We start from the raw sequence: 16,761 nt of genomic DNA, 5'->3' as shown, positions 1-16,761 counted from the left end.
TCAGATCAGGCCAAAATGGGCTTGAAATGGGGTGTTTTGGCGTCGGAGTCGACCCGCATCATCGAAAAACGAGCCCTTGCGTCAGCAGCGAAGCTGCGCCCGTTGGGTATTTCCGCAGCCTGCTAGGCAGCCGCGTCAATTTTTTTGAGAAGCCCTCACTCGTCTGGTCAACCGGCTCCTACAACGTCTGGGGCTCGCACAAACTGTTTCAACTGTTCGACAACGAGGTCGAAGAGGAAAAAATTGCTCACTATTTGGGAGTCAACCACATCAAGGACGTGTACCTGATGTGCGGCAATGGTGTACTGATTCATCGCCGCGTCTTTGAAAAGATTGGCCTCTACGATGAGCTCAACTGCCCTCACTATCATGCCGACTCCGAGTTCGTCATGCGGGCGGTCGCTAATGGTCTGCGCTGCGGTATCGCCTACGATGCAGTCGTCTACAACGACACAACTGGGTACCGAGCCACCAACGGCTTCGTACCCCCAAGAGATCCTCCATGGGTGCTTGAAAGTGCGCCATACATTGGCCAGCCTGTGCGCTGGCTGAAAAAGGTTGATCGCCTTTTCATCAAGAAGCGATCGGAAAAGCGTATACGCACTGTCTCTTACATCATCAGGAGGTATGGTGCACCGGGCACGAAGACTGCCTCACATATCAGGTACTTTGGTTTTTTCTTCGGCGCCTATCTGATTCACCCAAGAGTCAAGCACGGGTGGCGACAGGCCGCCCGCTGGATCAAGCGGACCTGGGCCAGTGAGGGCAAGGCAAATATCCTTGCACACCAAGGGCGAAAAATTGCACATCGCCTATACAGAAAAGCGTACACCGCGCTCTTTGGTCACCAACGCGACTATCCACTTCATTGACCACTCGCATGCCCAAGAAGCCCAGCCTGCAAAAGCCGAAAGCCAAACCAATATCACTGGTCATTGGCGCCTACGGCGCAGGAAATTTTGGTGATGACTTGCTGTTTCTCGCCGCCGCCAACATAGAAGCCAAGGCGGGATTTGAACCCATATGTTGCGGATATTTTCCGCCCAAGGTAAAGCAAAAATTCAAGTTCCTTGACATAGCCGACGCTGCTTCTCATGTCAAGGCGTTACCTCATGGAAGCAAAGTGGTCCTTGGTGGAGGTGGCTTGTTGTGGTCGGAAGAGAGCGCTGCCAGATTTTCCGCGCTGATCGCATTGGCAAAAATGCGCGGACTGAAGACAGCGGTTCACGGCATTGGCCTTCAAGGGCCCGGCGCCACGCTAAGCGCGTCTCTTTACTTGATGCACGAGTGTGCCGACGAGTTCTCCGTACGTGATGATGCCTCTCTTGCAATCCTGCGTGGGGTGATGGGTGCCGATCACAAGGCGGTAATGCTAGGCGACCTCGTTGCGCGTGAAGAGAGCGCATTTTTGTTTGAGCGGGCACGGAAGAGAAAATCTCACAAGACCCCTGTCAAGATCGGATTCAATCTTTCCTGGGCTCGATTCAGCCAGGATGCCGGATTCCGCCACCACGTTTGCCTGAGCTTGACAAACGCCGCCCTGCAACTAAAGGGGCGGGCAGAACTTCACTATGTTCCTCAGGTGATGCACCGAATGAGCATGGACGAGCAGTGCGTCATCTTTGGTGAATGGCTGCGGGTTGCCTCAGCAGGCGCCATCAAAACAAACGCCCCCCCGGACGTGGCCGAGGATTTTGTGCTGATGGTTGCAAAGCATGACGTCATTCTTGCTGGAAGATTACATACCGCCATTTGTGCCAAGATGTCGGGCATGCCATTCGCCATCTTGAATCAAAGCAATACAGATACGGCTGACAAATACCACTGCATCGCGGACGCTCATTCAAGGTCAAAAATCAACTTTGATCGACACAACTGGGAAGTGACAGATGACATTGTCAGCACGGCGAATAGCCTGATCGTCGAACTGGAAGCGGGCAAAGTCACTTCGTCGCGTTAACCACCCCCAGAACCGGATACCCGATCCCCGCGATCACGTTCACGAACTTCTGCAGATCCGCCACCGGAGCGTTGCTCACGTACAGCAGGTCTTTGTTCTGCAAGGCGAAGCCTTGCGCGACGAAAAAGCTGTTTGGATCACGCAGGTTGATGCGGTAAATCACCGGCACCTTACCGTCCACGTTCGCTTGAACGGCGTGCGGCCATGAGAGCGTCTTGGCGTCTTCTAGGCGGAAGACGAACACGCCGCGGGCATCGGCGCGCTGATCTTGCAGCCCCCCCACACGGGCCAGGGCCTGCGTCAGGCTGATGCCCTGCCCTTCGAAATTCACCTCTTCGTTCTTGGCCACGGCGCCCATGGCAAGGAAGCTGAGGGGTTGGTGCAGGACTGTAACCACATCGCCCGGTTGAAGGGCGATGTTCTGGCGCGGGTCGCGGATGATGGTGTCAAGCGGTAGCGCGTGAACAGCTTGGCCACGAGTAACCTGCACCGTCACCTTGTTGACAGGGTGGCGCACGCCACCAGCGCTGGCCAGGGCATCGAGCAGGCGTTCACCCTTGGGCGTCAGCGGCATGCGGGTGCTGGCGGCCACCTCACCCACCACGGTCACGCTCGTGGCCACGTTGCGGGCCAGGCGCACTTGCACCTGCGGCTGGTTGGCCTTGCCTTTCAGGCGTTGCGCAATCTCGGCCTCAACCTGCTGCAGGCTCCGGCCAGCCACTTTGAGCGTTCCGGCAAAGGGCACGGCTATCTCACCCTGGCTGTTTACCACCATCTCAGGAATGGTCGCGTTGCGCGAGGTGCTGACGCTGGCGCCGCTGCGGGTGTCGAGTGCCGTGGTGCCAAAGAGGGCTGCGGGCGGGGCTTCCCAGATCGACACTTCAAGACTGTCGCCAACGCCTACCACCAGGGGCTTGGGCGCAGCATCGCCCAGAGCCTGGGAGAAAAGTTGTTGCTGCTGCTGGCCGCGCAGCTGCTTCACCACGGCATCATTGACATCAACTAGCTGTACGGCGCCAGGCTGGTCTTTTGCGCCGATACTTACCAATTGCACGCCCCCTCCCTCCTGCACCTCGCTTTTGCTGGGGCCGGCAGTAGGAATGAAGCTCGGGGTCACACTACACGCAGTCAGCGTCCAGGATGAAAAAAGAAGAAGGGTTCGTAGGCAGTAGGGGTGCATGCTCATCAGATAGAGATCTCTGGCTGGACGTTTCGCGCTTGGTTCGGCGTCAGGCAAAGGGTATTGTGCCCACAGGTATCGACCGCGTGGCACTTGCCTATGTGCAACGCTACCACCTTCTTGCTGGGGCACTGGTGCATCAGGGCCCCTGGTCCGCCTACCTGGGCGCGAGGGACAGCAGGGCACTGTTCTCCAAGCTGTTGCGGCCTGCTGCTTCCGCCTTTGTCGCGCGCGTGCAAGGCATGCTGCACTGGGCCCACGTGCCTTGGCGGTCGGCACGATCGCCCCAGCCATCGGGGCCTGGCATCGTGTTGCACGTCACGCACAGCGATCTGGATGACAGCGCGTATGTATCCAGCTGGCGGCGACATCACCTGAAGCCGGTAGTGATGGTGCATGACCTCATCCCCATTACGCACCCAGAGCTTTGCCGAAAAGGGGAGGCAGCCCGGCATGTGCGGCGCATGCGCCACACCCTGCAGGGCGCCGCAGCCGTCATCTGCAACTCAGCGGATACGCAACGCGAACTATCACGCTTCGCGAAGACCCAGGGGCTCAGGATGCCGCATTCACTGGTCGCGCCGCTCGGGACACGGTCATTGCCTACGTTGACGTCGGACAACGCTGCACAGCACGCTTCGCGGCCTGTCTTTCTGATGCTTGGCACGATCGAGCCCCGCAAAAACCACGAGATGCTGCTGCGCCTATGGCCGCGCTTGGTGGAGGCCACCGGCGGGAACGCACCCCAGCTGGTGATCGTCGGTAGGCGCGGTTGGCGAACTGAAACCGTAGCGAGCCTGCTTGATGGCGACACCCGGCTGCGCGGCCATGTACTGGAGCGCGGCGGTTGCACTGATGCTGAGCTGGCGTATTGGATGAGTCAAGCAAGGGCGCTGTTGCTGCCGTCATGGACCGAGGGATTCGGCATGCCGCTGACTGAAGCACTACAACAGGGTCTGCCCGTCATCGCCAGCGACCTCCCGGTGTTTCGCGAAGTCGCCGGCGAGGTCCCAGACTGGGCGCCGCCAGCTGACGAAGCCACCTGGACGAGACTAATCATGGCCTACGCTCGGCCGGACAGTGCCGAGCGCGCTGCTCAGCTTCACCGACTACGGGACTTCACGCCCCCCACCTGGGAAGCGCACTTCGATGCAATCGATCACCTTATCGAGGAGGTCCGCCGTCGTGGCTCGACATGACCGGACAGCCAGCTCACCCGGCTTGATCCGCTCGCTGCGTGCCGACGGCGAAGGTTTGGTGTCATGGCGTATCTGCGACTGGCATCGGTTCTCACTGGCTGACGTCGCTCCACTGGGGCGCGATCCGGCCTTGCTGTCAGATCTGAACTTGTGGCGATCACTGCAGTCCAGCGCCTGCCCGCTGCTCGAGCAGCAAAGCGTTCCTACGCCGCCGGCAGAGCGATTCATACTGCTGCTGGACCAGGAAGCCGGCCCAGCCCGTGACATGCTGTCGATGCTCGAAACTGTATTGAGCCAGCATCCGGGGCTGCCAGTTTGGGTGCTCCCTGACGAAGGCGCCCGTCGGGCTGGCTTGCTCGCGCGCACGTTGGCGCGGCGCCCCCACCCCAATGTGCATGTTCTCTTACCGGGCACGGCCGCATGGCCGTGGCTGCAGGCGGCATCAAGCGTGTGCACTCATTCGGCTGAGCGCGGATTCACGGCACTCATGGCCGGTGCCGCGCTCACAACTTGGGGGCAACCTTGGTATGCAGGCTGGGGGCTGACAGAGGACGCGCTGCCAGCGCCACCCGAGCGCGGCCAGGTAACGCTGCCCGCCTTGTTTGAGGCTGTGGCTTGGCGCGGCAGCATGTATGCCGACCTGGCGCACCGAGGTCAGGGATGCCTGCGCGACACCCTCGAGTTTCTGGCGGTACAGAAGTCAGTAAGAGACCGATTCAGAGACCTGGGCACCATCGAGGCATACGGTATGGCAGCCTGGAAAAAGGCCTATCTTCGCCCTTATCTGAGTGCTGGTGGCCACCCGATGCGGTGGCGAACTCGACTCGACGCCTGCACTCCAGCGAAGAAGGTGACAACTGCCCTGTGGGGCGCCACACCTCGGCCCTCGGCTTGCGGAGGCACGGTGGTTCGCGTAGAGGACGGATTTCTGCGTTCCGCCGGCCTGGGATCGGATCTCGTCCCGCCCAGCAGCCTGGTAATCGACCGCGAAGGCATTTACTTTGACGCGGTCCACGGATCGGAATTGCTGACGCGCCTTAGCCGCACACAGGTGGAGCCGGAAGCACGCGCCAGGGCGGCAGCATTGAGGCACATGCTGGTCGAATTACGGGTGACGAAGTACAACTTCGCTCCAAGGCCAGTTCAGTGGAAAGCGCCACCTCATCGGAAGGTCGTGCTCGCCATTGGCCAAGTGGCTGATGACGCTGCCATGATTCTGGGGGCGGGACGTTCGGACGATGCCGTCACCACGGCCGAGCAGATGCTGGCCCGCGTGCGCGCCGAGCAACCAGCAGCCTGGCTCGTTTTCAAGCCGCATCCCGACGTGCTTTCTGGCAACAGACGAGGCCTGATTGCAGCGCATGAGTTATGCGATGAAGTAGACACAGAGGCAGACCTGCTCTCGCTGTTCGATGCAGTCGACGAAGTACACGTGGTCTCGTCACTAGCGGGTTTCGACGCGCTCATCCGGGGCAAGCCGGTTGTCACTCACGGCCTGCCCTTTTACGCCGGTTGGGGGCTGACCACAGACCGGTGCGAGCATCTCCTCGACAGGCCAAAAAAGTTGCAACTTGATGACCTGATCGCCGTAACATTGTTGGATTACCCGATTTATTGGGACTGGCATTGGCTGGTGTTCAGCACGCCAGAAGCCGTTGCTAGGCATCTGGCCGACTGTCGACAAAACTCGCACTTACCCGGGCCCGGACAGCTGATCAAGCGCACACTGAATAAATCAAGAAGATGGTTGAGGAACATGCTCAGCGGCTGGGTGTAGAGCCGCCTAGGGATACGCACTGGCCAAATAGGGCTTTGCTGCAACTCGCTGCTTGCCGTCGCGTCTTGATGCTGCAAGGCCCAGTAGGGCCTTTTTTTCGCGATCTCGCCTCGAGCTTGCTCAAAAGTGGCGTCGAGGTCGACAAGATCAATTTCACTGGCGGTGACGTACGGTTCTTTCCAAGTGGGCACTGGTTCCGCGGTGCCCTGGATCAATTCGCCGACCACCTCGTGGAGCACGTGAGGGCCGCAAGGCCGGATGCCTGCCTTGTGTTTGGCCAGGACCGTCCTGTACATCGAGAGGCCCGCCGAGTGCTTGAAGAGCTCGGCGTTCCCGTTATGGTGTTTGAGGAAGGCTATGTCAGGCCAAACTTCATCACTTTTGAGGTCGGCGGGGTGAACTCACGCTCCTCATTCCGTTGGCCACAGCCTACTGATATAGCCGGCGATGGAGGCATGGGGCTTACGCCGCAGGCGCCCCACTTCCGCTTGCCGTTTCGCTCAGTGGCAAGTCTGGCCGCTCAATACCACCTGCTCACCAAGCTCGGCGCTCCGCTTTACCCGGAGTACCAACATCATCGGCCTACCGGAGTGCTAATAGAAGCGCTGGCTTGGTTGCGATCAGGCATCATCAAGACATGGGCCCCCCGCCATGCCGAAAAGGTAGTGCAGCGCCTCCTCAGTTCCGGAACGCCTCGCTACTTTCTCGTACCGCTACAGGTCCACAACGACTCGCAGCTCCAGCATCACAGTGGCTACACAACGATCGTTTCGTTCATTGAAGACGTGTTGACATCGTTCGCGCGGCACGCACCGTCCGACGCACACCTGGTGATCAAGCATCACCCAATGAATCGGGGCCATAGAGATTACAGAGGCCTGATCCGCTCGCAAGTGCGCTTGCTTGGAAAAGACTCGCTGAAGCGTCGGGTGCATTACCTGCGCGACGGGCACTTGCCCACACTGCTCGAGCATGCGTCGGGTACGGTGCTGATCAATAGCACTGTGGGCCTCTCGTCCATGTTTCACGGCACACCCGTAAAGGTCATGGGCCAAGCGCTGTACGACCATCCTGGCTTGACTTTCGGAGGTGAGCTTGACGACTTCTGGAGCAACCCAGGCGAGGTGGACCGAGTGCAGTTCGGCTGCTTCCTGAACGCGCTCATCGCCCAGACACAGCTGCCGGGCAGCTTCTACTGGCCACGAACCCGTTACGCCGGCCTGCTGGACACAGTTGAGGCCGCTTTGGGGGCTCAAGCGCGGGCGGGCAAAGGCCATATGCTCGTGGCATCGCCCACCACCGCTGCGGCGGCCGAGCCCTCCGCCGCGAACCAGAACACGTCCCCGGCCGGCGTCGCGCCCGAGTTCGCGAACAACCCGATGAGCCACCAGACGGCCTGACGCCAACGCCCCCCTGCTGACGCACCGGCATCCCACGCGCGCCACCTCGGTGCGTCAAAATCCACCGGTTTACACTGAAGCAGTTCCCATGAAAACCTACCAATGCATCGTGTGCGGCTTTGTCTACGACGAGGCCCAGGGCATCCCCAGTGAAGGCATCGCGCCCGGCACCAAGTGGGAAGACGTGCCTGACACGTGGCTGTGCCCGGACTGCGGCGTCGGCAAGTCCGACTTCGAAATGGTCGAGATCTGACCGGAGCCGCACCCATGTCTTCTGATGCGGTCGTCATCCTCGGCGCCGGCCTGGCTGGCTGGAATCTGGCGCGCGAACTGCGCAAGGCCGATCCGGCCGTGCCCATCGTGGTCGTGAGCCGGGACCACGCGGGCTTCTACTCCAAGCCCATGCTGTCGAACGCGCTGGCCGGCAAGAAGACGGCCGCCACGCTGGTGATGAAGCCCGCCGAGAAGATCGCCGAAGAGGTGCAGGCCCGTGTGCTTCCGAACACAACCGTCACGGCCATTGATGGCGAGGCGCGCACGCTGAGCCTGTCGAACGGCGAGACCCTGGCCTACCGCGACCTGGTGCTGGCCCTGGGCGCCGACCCGATCCGCTTGCCCTTGCAAGGGGATGCGGCCGACACCGTGCTGTCGGTCAACGACCTGGACGACTTCGCACGTTTTGCCGAGCGACTGGAACAAGGACCGAACGGGGCGCCGGTGCAACGGGTGGTCATCCTGGGCGCCGGCCTGATCGGCTGCGAGTTCGCCAACGACCTGCTGGTCCGCGGCATCACGCCCACCGTGATCGACCTGGCAGACCGCGCCCTGCCCCGCCTGCTGCCGGCCGAGGCCAGCGCCCTGCTGCAAGGCAAGCTGGAGGCCGCTGGCGCCCGCTTCCGCTTCGGAACCGGTGCACAAGCCGTGCAGCACGGCGCCAACGGCCTGATCGTGACCCTGAACGACGGCAGCACGCTGGAAGCGGATCTGGTGCTGTCGGCCATTGGCCTCAAGCCACGGACCGACCTGGCCACCGGGGCGCACGCCAAGGTCGCCCGCGGGGTGGTGGTCGACCGCCTGCTGGCCACCAGCGTGCCGCACGTGTACGCCCTGGGAGACTGCGCCGAGGTGGAGGGCACGCTGCTGCCTTACGTGATGCCCCTGATGCAGCAGGCCCGCGCGCTGGCCGCCACGCTGGCAGGCAAGCCCACCCCGGTGAACTACCCGGCCATGCCGGTGGCGGTGAAGACACCCGCCTGGCCCACCGTGGTCTGCCCCCCACCCGATGGGGCCGAGGGCCGGTGGCAGGTGAGCACGACGGACGAGGGCCTGGAGGCCCGTTTCACGGACGCGGCCCAGCCCGACCGGCTGCTGGGCTTCGTGCTGCAGGGCAAGGCCGTGAGCCAGCGTCAGGCGCTGGCGGCCCAGGTTCCGCCCCTGCTGGGCTGAGTGCCCCCGCAGCCGGACGGGTTCACTGCTTTTGAACCCGTACCCGGATTGCGTTAACCTTGAGCCCCTTTTTCTTCAGCGCGTCCATCAGGTCGGGCTGAAGCTGGCGGAGCTTGGCCGACACGGACGAGTTGGCCGCCAGCAGGGTCCAGCCGTCGTCATCCAGCGCGCCGGACCGCACGTGGGCCGCCATGGCAGGCGGCAGACAGGACTTCACCACCTCGAGGCATTCCTGGGACATCTTCAGGCGTGACATGAGGTTGCCCAGGGCCCCGGCGCGACGCATGGCGGCCTGCACCGGCGGCACGTCGGGCACCATGGGCCGCTGTACCGCGGGCCGGAAGGTGCCGGGCGGTCGCGCGGCGAAGGGGGGCTTGTCTCGCGTGCTCATGGAAGGGATTGTCAGGCGGTTGTAGCAGGAAGGACGAGTGGCATGCAGATTCTGATCACGACGAGCGCGCTCAAGCGCCCCCGGATTGTGCAGTTCACGCCCTGGTCGCTGGTGCTCACGCTGCTGGCCCTGCTGCTGCCGATGATGGTGCTCAGCCTGGCGCTGTACCACGTGGTGGTCCTCAAGGCCGCGCACGAGCGCTGGCCCGTCATCTCCGAGGCCGTCCGCTATGTCGAACGCCAGGACCGGGCCCAACGCGACCGCTACGTGCGCGAGAACCTCGACGCCATGGCCGAGAAGGTGGGCGACCTGCAGGCGCGCCTGCTGCGACTGGAGGCGGTCGGCGAGCGCGTGGCCGGCATGGCGGGCGTCAAGCCGGAAGAACTCAAGCGCATGGAAGCCCCCGCTCAGGGCGCGCCGGGCGGGCGCGGCGGGCCGCTGGTGCCTCTGCGCGAAACCCGGCCATCGGCCGCGACGATTGAGGATCTGAGCCGCAGCCTGGACGACCTGCAGATCGTCAGCGACCGCCACGCCGATGTCTTCACCCTGATCGAATCCCACCTCTTCGAAAAGCGGCTGGAAGCGCTGATGGTGCCCAGCAGCGCCCCGGTCAATGGCCCGGTCGGCTCGGGCTTCGGCTTCCGCAGTGATCCCTTCACGGGTCGGCCTGCGCTGCACACCGGACTGGACTACCCGGCCGATGTCGGCACGCCCATCATGGCGGCGGCCGGCGGCGTCGTGGTCTCGGCCGGCCCGCATCCGCAGTACGGCCTGCTCATCGAAATCGAGCATGGCAAGGGGCTGCTGACGCGCTACGCGCACACCTCGAAAATGCTGGTCAAGCAGGGCGACATCGTCAAGCGGGGCCAGCAGGTGGCCGAGGTGGGCAACACCGGCCGCTCGACCGGGCCGCATCTGCACTTCGAGGTGCTGGTGGAGGGCGTTCAACAGAATCCCGCGAAGTTCCTGGCCCAGGTCGCCCCCGCCCGCACCGCCGGGATGCCGGTACAGTAAGACCCCATGATCGTGAAAAAGGCGCCCCGATGGGCCTGGCACCTGCTGCTGGGCCTGTGCATGCTGCTGATGCAGCAGGGGGCCTTGCGTCACAGCCTCAGCCACGATCCGCAGGATGAGGCTTCGCCGGCTCACCAGGTCTGCCTCAGCTGCCTGGCCTTCCACGCCAGCGACCAGGTCGTCCACAGCCCACCGCCCGCCCTGGTGCTGCTCGGCGCACTCCATGCACCGCCATCACCGGCGGTGTACCGCGACGCCGCGCCCCTCCCGGTGGTGCGCTACCACGCCAGGGCCCCGCCCCTCCTCGGCTGACACCCCTTGTGCCTTCCGGGTGCCCGCGCGTGCGCACCCGCTATCCGTGTCTGTCCGATTGCGACGACGCGCGCGTGCTGCGCCCGTCGTCGGTGGAGTGTTTGTTCATGTATCCCCTCAACCGTCCTGCTTCCGTTTCTATCGCGCGTGCGCGCGCCCTGGTCCTTGCCATGGCCTCGGCTGGTCTGCTCAGTCCGGCCCTGGCCAACCCTACACTGGCGGACATGCAGCGCCAGCTTGACGAGCTGCGCACACAGTACGACGCCCGCATCCAGGCGCTTGAAGCCCAGCTGAGAGCTGCGCAGCAGAATGCCCGGGCCGTGCAGAGTACCCCCATCGAGCCCCAGGCAGCTGCCACTGAAACCGCGGCTGAGACACCCTCGGGCCTGACGCAGCCGGGCACGTTCGCGCGCCAGAACCGGCAGCCAAGCGACACGGGCTTCAACCCTCAGGTCTCGCTCATCCTCAGCGGCCTGTACACCAACCTGCAGCGTGATCCGGGCACATGGTTCATCGGCGGCTTCCAGCCGGGCGGCGAGGAAGTGGGCCCGGGCGACCGGGGTTTCAGCCTGGCTGAATCGGAACTGGTGCTGAGTGCCAACATCGATCCCTGGTTCTACGGCAAGGCCACGCTGGCCGTGACCGGCGACAGCGAAATCGAAGTCGAGGAGGCCTTTGTGCAAACGCGGGCGCTGCCGGCGGGCACGTCCGTGAAGGCGGGGCGCTTCTACTCGGGCCTGGGCTACCTGAACGCGCAACACCCGCACACCTGGGACTTCGTGGATGCTCCGTTGGTGTACCAGGCCATGTTCGGCGGCCAGTTCAAGCAGGACGGCGTACAAGGCCGCTGGGTGCTGCCCACAGACCAGTTCGTGCAACTGGGACTGGAACTGGGACGCGGCAACGGCTTCCCGGGCACCGACCGCAACCGCAACGCCGCCGGCGCGCTGACGCTGACGGCCCACACCGGCGGCGATGTGGGCGTGAGCCACAGCTGGCGCGCTGGAGCCAGCTGGCTGCAGACCAGCGCGCAGGGCCGCGAATGGGCAGACACCAACCTGGCGGGCGACGAGGTGCGCAACACCTTCACCGGCAAGAGCCGCATCTGGGCACTGGATGGCGTGTGGAAGTGGGCGCCGAACGGCAACGCCACGCGCACCAACTTCAAGCTGCAGGGCGAGTACTTCCGCCGCACGGAAACGGGCTCGGCCACGTACGACCTGGACAACGTCACCGAGAACGGTTCCCCGGCCGCCGCCTACCGCAGCGCCCAGTCCGGCTGGTACGTCCAGGGCGTCTACCAATTCATGCCCCGCTGGCGCGTCGGCCTGCGCCACGAGCAGCTCGACAGCGGCAGGGTCAACTACGGCAGCAACGGTGCGTTCCTGAGCAACCCGGATCACCAGCCCAAGCGCACCAGCGCCATGCTGGACTGGTCGCTCAGCGAGTTCAGCCGCTGGCGCCTGCAGTACAACCAGGATCAGGTTCGCCTGGGCGGCCTCAAGGACAACCAGATCTACCTGCAGTACATCATGAGCCTGGGTGCCCATGGTGCCCACTCGTTCTGACGCAGCAGGGAGCACCTCATGATCCCATTGTTCAAGCCAAGCCGCATGCTGGTGGCCATGGCCGCCCTCGTCACAGCAGGCGCGGCTCCCGGGGCCCACGCCCTGCAGGTGTTCGCATGCGAACCCGAATGGGCCGCCCTGACCCGCGAGCTGGCCGGCGACAAGGCCACCGTCTACACCGCCACGACGGCCCTGCAGGACCCGCATCAGATCCAGGCACGCCCCAGCCTGATCGCGGGAGTCCGCAAGGCGGATCTGCTGGTGTGCACGGGCGCCGAACTCGAAGCTGGATGGCTGCCGGTTCTGCTGCAACAGGCTGCCAACCCGGCCGTGCAGGAGGGCAAGCCGGGCTCTTTCATGGCTGCCGATCACGTCCGGAAGCTGGATGTGCCCACTCGGCTGGACCGGGCTGACGGCGACGTGCACGCCTCGGGTAACCCGCACATCCAGACCGACCCGCGCAACATCGCCGCCGTGGCGCAGGCGCTGGGGCAGCGCCTGGCCGACATCGACCCGCCCAACGCAGCGCATTACCGAGCCCGACTGGCGGACTTCAACGGCCGATGGCAGGCCGCCACCCAACGGTGGACCCAGGCCGCGGCCCCATTGCGCGGTATGCCCATCGCGGTTCAGCACAAAGGCTTCCCGTATCTGGAAAACTGGCTGGGACTGCAGCAGGTGGCAGCGCTGGAGCCGAAGCCCGGGGTCGAACCCAGCAGCGCCCACCTGTCCGACGTGCTGAAGCAGTTGCAGGACCGTCCGGCCAAGGTCATCCTGCGCGCGGCGTACAACGAGGCACGGGGCGCCCAGTGGCTCAGCGAGCGCACACGCATCCCCGTGGTCACGCTGGCCTACACCGTAGGCGGCAACGAGCGCGCCAAGGACCTGTTCGGCCTGTTCGACGACACCGTCGACCAGCTGCTGAAGGCCACCGCTGCCCGATGATCCCCAGCACTGGAGCCGCCTTGATCGACCACTGGTACACCCTTGACTGGCACATCGTCGGCCCCGCGTTGCTGGCCGGATTGCTCGTGCTCGCCACCCACGTGCCGCTCGGCATGGAGGTGCTGCGCAAGGGCATCGTATTCATCGACCTGGCGATCGCCCAGATCGCGGGGCTGGGCGTCATTGCGGCCGATGCACTGGGTTGGGAGCCGCAGGGCTGGGGCGTGCAGGTGGCCGCGGCCACGGCCGCGCTGCTGGGCGCGGCCCTGATGACCTGGCTGGAGCGGCGCTGGCCCGACGTGCAGGAAGCGCTGATCGGCGCGCTGTTCGTGCTGGCGTCGAGTGCGGGCATCCTGCTGCTGGCGGGCAACCCGCACGGCGGCGAGCACCTGAAGGATCTGCTGGTGGGGCAGATCCTGTGGGTGACGGATGCCCAGCTGCTGTCCATGGCCACCCTCACGGCCGCGCTGCTCGCACTGTGGTTCGGCGCCCGGCAGCGGCTGGGCCAGGCCGGCTTCTACGTGGTGTTCGCGCTGGCCGTGACGGCCTCGGTGCAGCTGGTGGGGGTCTACCTGGTGTTCAGCAGCCTCATCATGCCGGCGTTGGCCGTGCGCCACGCCAGCCGGCGGTGGCAGCTGCCGCTGGCCTGGGGTCTGGGGGCCGCGGCCTACCTCGCGGGGCTGGCGCTTTCGGCCGTGCTTGACCTGCCCTCGGGGGCGGTCGTCGTGGTGGCCATGGCGGGGCTGGGCCTGGCGCTCGCCCGGGTGCTGCCCAGCGCCCGCCACTGAGGCCGAACGGCCCCCGCCCCCTGGAAACGGGGCGGGGAAAGCCCGGCCGACCGGCCCGTGCGCGCGTCGCAGACGCGTCACCCCCGGGTGCTACACTTTTTCGCTTTGGTTGACTGGGGCGAGGTGCCTCCGTCAGCCGGCGTGCCCAGCCGATCGATTGGATAGATTCCTCCATGTTGCCCAAGCTTCTCACTTCGATTTTTGGTAGCCGTAACGAGCGCCTGCTGAAGGAATACCGTCGCACGGTGGCCAAGATCAATGCGCTGGAGCCCACCTTCGAGCCCCTGAGCGATGAGCAGCTGCGCGCCAAGACCGACGAGTTCAAGCAGCGCATCGCCGCCGGCGAGTCGCTCGACGCCATCCTGCCCGAGGCCTTTGCCGTGGTGCGCGAAGGCTCCAAGCGCGTCTTCAAGATGCGCCACTTCGACGTGCAGCTGCTGGGCGGCATGGCGCTGCACAACGGCAAGATCGCCGAAATGCGCACCGGCGAGGGCAAAACCCTGACCGCTACCCTGCCCGTGTACCTGAATGCCCTGACCGGCAAGGGCGTGCACCTGGTGACGGTGAACGACTACCTGGCCCGCCGCGACGCCGAGTGGATGGGCAAGCTCTACAACTTCCTGGGTCTGTCCGTTGGCATCAACCTGCCGCAGATGCCCCGCGAGCAGAAGCAGACGGCCTACAACGCCGACATCACCTACGGCACCAACAACGAATACGGCTTCGACTACCTGCGTGACAACATGGTCTACGAGGTGGCTGACCGCGTGCAACGCGGACTGAACTTCGCCATCGTCGACGAGGTGGACTCCATCCTGATCGATGAGGCCCGTACTCCGCTGATCATCTCGGGCCAGGCCGAAGACCACACCGAGATGTATGTGCGCATCAACGCCGTGGTGCCCCACCTCAAAAAGCAGATCGGCGAAGAAGACCCGAAAACCGGCGAGGGCGTGATCGAGCCGGGCGATTTCACGGCCGACGAGAAGTCGCGCCAGGTCTTCCTGACCGAGCAGGGCCACGAGAACGCCGAGCGTCTGCTCAGCGAGGCCGGCCTGTTGGCCGAAGGCGCATCGCTGTACGACGCCGCCAACATCTCGCTGATGCACCATCTGTATGCGGCGCTGCGGGCCCACCACCTGTACAACAAGGACCAGCACTACGTCGTGCAGAACGGCGAAGTCGTCATCGTCGACGAGTTCACCGGCCGCCTGATGTCGGGTCGCCGCTGGTCTGACGGTCTGCACCAGGCCGTGGAAGCCAAGGAAGGCGTGCACATCCAGGCCGAGAACCAGACCCTGGCCTCCATCACCTTCCAGAACTACTTCCGCATGTACGGCAAGCTCGCCGGCATGACGGGCACGGCCGACACCGAGGCCTACGAATTCCAGTCCATCTACGGGCTGGAGACCGTCGTGATCCCACCAAACCGCGTGCTGGCCCGCAAGGACCAGCTCGACCTGGTCTACAAGACCGCGCAGGAAAAGTACAACGCCATCATCGCGGACATCCGCGAGTGCCACGGCCGCGGCCAGCCCGTGCTGGTCGGCACCACGTCGATCGAGAACTCCGAGCTGATCTCGCAACTGCTGACCCGCGAGAAGCTGCCGCACCAGGTTCTGAACGCCAAGCAGCACGCCCGTGAAGCGGACATCGTGGCCCAGGCCGGCCGCCCGGGCATGATCACCATCGCGACCAACATGGCCGGCCGCGGCACCGACATCGTGCTGGGTGGCAACGTCGAGAAAGACGTGCAGCTGATCGAAGCCGACGCGTCGCTTGACGAAGCCGCCAAGGCCGCGAAGATCGAGGCCCTCCGCAAGGAACAGGTCGAGCTCAACGCCAAGGTCAAGGAACTGGGTGGCCTGCGCATCATCGCCACCGAACGCCACGAATCGCGCCGCATCGACAACCAGCTGCGTGGCCGTGCCGGCCGCCAGGGTGACCCGGGCTCCTCGCGCTTCTACCTGTCGCTGGACGACCCCCTGATGCGCATCTTTGCCGGCGACCGTGTGCGCGCGATCATGGACCGCCTCAAGATGCCCGAAGGCGAGGCCATCGAGGCCGGCATCGTCACGCGGTCGATCGAAAGCGCCCAGCGCAAGGTCGAAGGCCACAACTTCGACATGCGCAAGCAGCTGCTGGAGTACGACGACGTCTCCAACGACCAGCGCAAGGTGATCTACCAGCAGCGCAACGAGATCCTCGAATCGGTCGACGTGGCCGCATCGATCGCCAACCTGCGCAAGGGCGCCATCACCGATGTGGTGCGCACCTTTGTGCCGGCCAACAGCCTGGAAGAGCAGTGGGACCTGGTCACCCTGGAGAAGGTGCTGGCCGATGAATGGCAGCTGGACGTCGACCTGGTGAAATGGGTCGAGAACGCCAGCTCGGTCGAGGACGGCGACGTCGTGGAGCGGGTGCTGGCGGCGGCCGAGGCGGCCTATCAGGCCAAGATCGAACTGGTCGGCGCCGAGCAGTTCGCGGGCTTCGAACGCATGGTGCTGCTGCAGTCCATCGACAGCCACTGGCGCGAGCACCTGGCCGCGCTCGATTACCTCCGCCAAGGCATCCACCTGCGCGGCTACGCTCAGAAGAACCCGAAGCAGGAATACAAGCGCGAGGCCTTCGAGCTGTTCGGCCAGCTGCTGGACGTGGTCAAGATGGACGTGACCCGCACGCTGATGACCGTGCGCATCCAGAGCCGCGAGGAAGCCGCTCAGGCCGCTCAGGCCATCGAAAACCAGGGCGAGAGCTTCATCAACGTCACCTACACGCACC

Annotated in this window: 15 protein-coding genes; 13 read left to right on the top strand and 2 right to left on the bottom strand. The window is 64.3% G+C overall.

Features of this window, described 5'->3' with window-relative positions; genetic code table 11:
* Window positions 1-872 (top strand): hypothetical protein (locus QZ709_RS11785; RefSeq protein WP_294637495.1); only part of this gene is annotated, 872 nt, incomplete at its 5' end.
* A gap of 8 nt (window positions 873-880) precedes the next feature.
* Window positions 881-1,960 (top strand): polysaccharide pyruvyl transferase family protein, encoded by a 1,080-nt coding sequence (locus tag QZ709_RS11780; protein ID WP_294637494.1) that lies wholly within the window; start codon window positions 881-883, stop codon window positions 1,958-1,960.
* On the opposite strand, the gene QZ709_RS11775 is transcribed toward QZ709_RS11780, so the two are convergent.
* Window positions 1,944-3,146, bottom strand: coding sequence for a polysaccharide biosynthesis/export family protein (locus QZ709_RS11775; RefSeq protein WP_294637493.1), 1,203 nt, complete (start codon window positions 3,144-3,146; stop codon window positions 1,944-1,946). The genes QZ709_RS11780 and QZ709_RS11775 overlap by 17 nt on opposite strands.
* An 80-nt stretch (window positions 3,147-3,226) precedes the next feature.
* On the opposite strand from QZ709_RS11775, the gene QZ709_RS11770 reads away from it, so the two are divergent.
* From QZ709_RS11770 to QZ709_RS11750, 5 genes are all read left to right on the top strand, one after another.
* Window positions 3,227-4,339, top strand: coding sequence for a glycosyltransferase family 1 protein (locus QZ709_RS11770; protein WP_294637492.1), 1,113 nt, complete (start codon window positions 3,227-3,229; stop codon window positions 4,337-4,339).
* Window positions 4,340-4,361: 22 nt separating this feature from the next.
* Entirely contained in the window at window positions 4,362-6,116 is a 1,755-nt protein-coding gene (locus tag QZ709_RS11765) for a capsular biosynthesis protein (protein WP_294637491.1), read from the top strand.
* Between the two features lie 68 nt (window positions 6,117-6,184).
* Window positions 6,185-7,516, top strand: a complete 1,332-nt coding sequence (locus tag QZ709_RS11760; protein WP_294637496.1) for a capsular biosynthesis protein — start codon at window positions 6,185-6,187, stop codon at window positions 7,514-7,516.
* An 88-nt stretch (window positions 7,517-7,604) separates the two neighbouring features.
* A complete protein-coding gene (locus tag QZ709_RS11755; protein WP_294637490.1) occupies window positions 7,605-7,769 on the top strand; it encodes a rubredoxin in 165 nt (54 codons plus the stop codon).
* Between the two features lie 14 nt (window positions 7,770-7,783).
* On the top strand, window positions 7,784-8,962 hold the full coding sequence (locus QZ709_RS11750) for an FAD-dependent oxidoreductase (protein WP_294637489.1): 1,179 nt from the start codon (window positions 7,784-7,786) through the stop codon (window positions 8,960-8,962).
* Between the two features lie 22 nt (window positions 8,963-8,984).
* Here the strand turns inward: QZ709_RS11750 and QZ709_RS11745 are convergent, their stop codons facing one another.
* The gene (locus QZ709_RS11745; RefSeq protein WP_294637488.1) at window positions 8,985-9,353 is read right to left on the bottom strand and encodes a DciA family protein; all 369 of its coding nucleotides are present in this window, start codon (window positions 9,351-9,353) and stop codon (window positions 8,985-8,987) included.
* Window positions 9,354-9,395: 42 nt separating this feature from the next.
* On the opposite strand from QZ709_RS11745, the gene QZ709_RS11740 reads away from it, so the two are divergent.
* The 6 genes from QZ709_RS11740 to secA form a co-directional block, all read left to right on the top strand.
* Entirely contained in the window at window positions 9,396-10,367 is a 972-nt protein-coding gene (locus QZ709_RS11740; RefSeq protein ID WP_294637487.1) for a M23 family metallopeptidase, read from the top strand.
* Window positions 10,368-10,373: 6 nt separating this feature from the next.
* The gene (locus QZ709_RS11735; RefSeq protein ID WP_294637486.1) at window positions 10,374-10,679 is read left to right on the top strand and encodes a hypothetical protein; all 306 of its coding nucleotides are present in this window, start codon (window positions 10,374-10,376) and stop codon (window positions 10,677-10,679) included.
* A gap of 107 nt (window positions 10,680-10,786) precedes the next feature.
* Window positions 10,787-12,247, top strand: coding sequence for a TonB-dependent receptor (locus QZ709_RS11730; protein WP_294637485.1), 1,461 nt, complete (start codon window positions 10,787-10,789; stop codon window positions 12,245-12,247).
* Between the two features lie 18 nt (window positions 12,248-12,265).
* Complete coding sequence (locus QZ709_RS11725; RefSeq protein ID WP_294637484.1) at window positions 12,266-13,192, top strand: zinc ABC transporter substrate-binding protein; 927 nt, start codon at window positions 12,266-12,268, stop codon at window positions 13,190-13,192.
* Window positions 13,193-13,212: 20 nt separating this feature from the next.
* Complete coding sequence (locus QZ709_RS11720) at window positions 13,213-13,980, top strand: metal ABC transporter permease (protein WP_294637483.1); 768 nt, start codon at window positions 13,213-13,215, stop codon at window positions 13,978-13,980.
* A 173-nt stretch (window positions 13,981-14,153) separates the two neighbouring features.
* Window positions 14,154-16,761, top strand: a 2,608-nt coding sequence (secA, locus tag QZ709_RS11715) for a preprotein translocase subunit SecA (RefSeq protein WP_294637482.1), incomplete at its 3' end; no start/stop codon positions are given.

This window comes from uncultured Aquabacterium sp. (genome assembly GCF_913773725.1).
In the GTDB taxonomy this organism is placed as follows: Bacteria; Pseudomonadota; Gammaproteobacteria; order Burkholderiales; family Burkholderiaceae_C; genus Aquabacterium.
Note: the sequence above shows the minus strand (reverse complement) of the source record. Positions and strands in the feature narration are given on the sequence as shown.

Excerpts from the sequence above, each read along its gene's own strand:
- QZ709_RS11780 (WP_294637494.1), top strand. The coding sequence starts at position 881 with ATGCCCAAGAAGCCCAGCCTGCAAAAGCCGAAAGCCAAACCAATATCA.
- QZ709_RS11775 (WP_294637493.1), bottom strand. The coding sequence starts at position 3,146 with ATGAGCATGCACCCCTACTGCCTACGAACCCTTCTTCTTTTTTCATCC.
- QZ709_RS11760 (WP_294637496.1), top strand. The coding sequence starts at position 6,185 with ATGCTGCAAGGCCCAGTAGGGCCTTTTTTTCGCGATCTCGCCTCGAGC.
- QZ709_RS11755 (WP_294637490.1), top strand. The coding sequence starts at position 7,605 with ATGAAAACCTACCAATGCATCGTGTGCGGCTTTGTCTACGACGAGGCC.
- QZ709_RS11750 (WP_294637489.1), top strand. The coding sequence starts at position 7,784 with ATGTCTTCTGATGCGGTCGTCATCCTCGGCGCCGGCCTGGCTGGCTGG.
- QZ709_RS11745 (WP_294637488.1), bottom strand. The coding sequence starts at position 9,353 with ATGAGCACGCGAGACAAGCCCCCCTTCGCCGCGCGACCGCCCGGCACC.
- QZ709_RS11740 (WP_294637487.1), top strand. The coding sequence starts at position 9,396 with ATGCAGATTCTGATCACGACGAGCGCGCTCAAGCGCCCCCGGATTGTG.
- QZ709_RS11735 (WP_294637486.1), top strand. The coding sequence starts at position 10,374 with ATGATCGTGAAAAAGGCGCCCCGATGGGCCTGGCACCTGCTGCTGGGC.
- QZ709_RS11730 (WP_294637485.1), top strand. The coding sequence starts at position 10,787 with ATGTATCCCCTCAACCGTCCTGCTTCCGTTTCTATCGCGCGTGCGCGC.
- QZ709_RS11725 (WP_294637484.1), top strand. The coding sequence starts at position 12,266 with ATGATCCCATTGTTCAAGCCAAGCCGCATGCTGGTGGCCATGGCCGCC.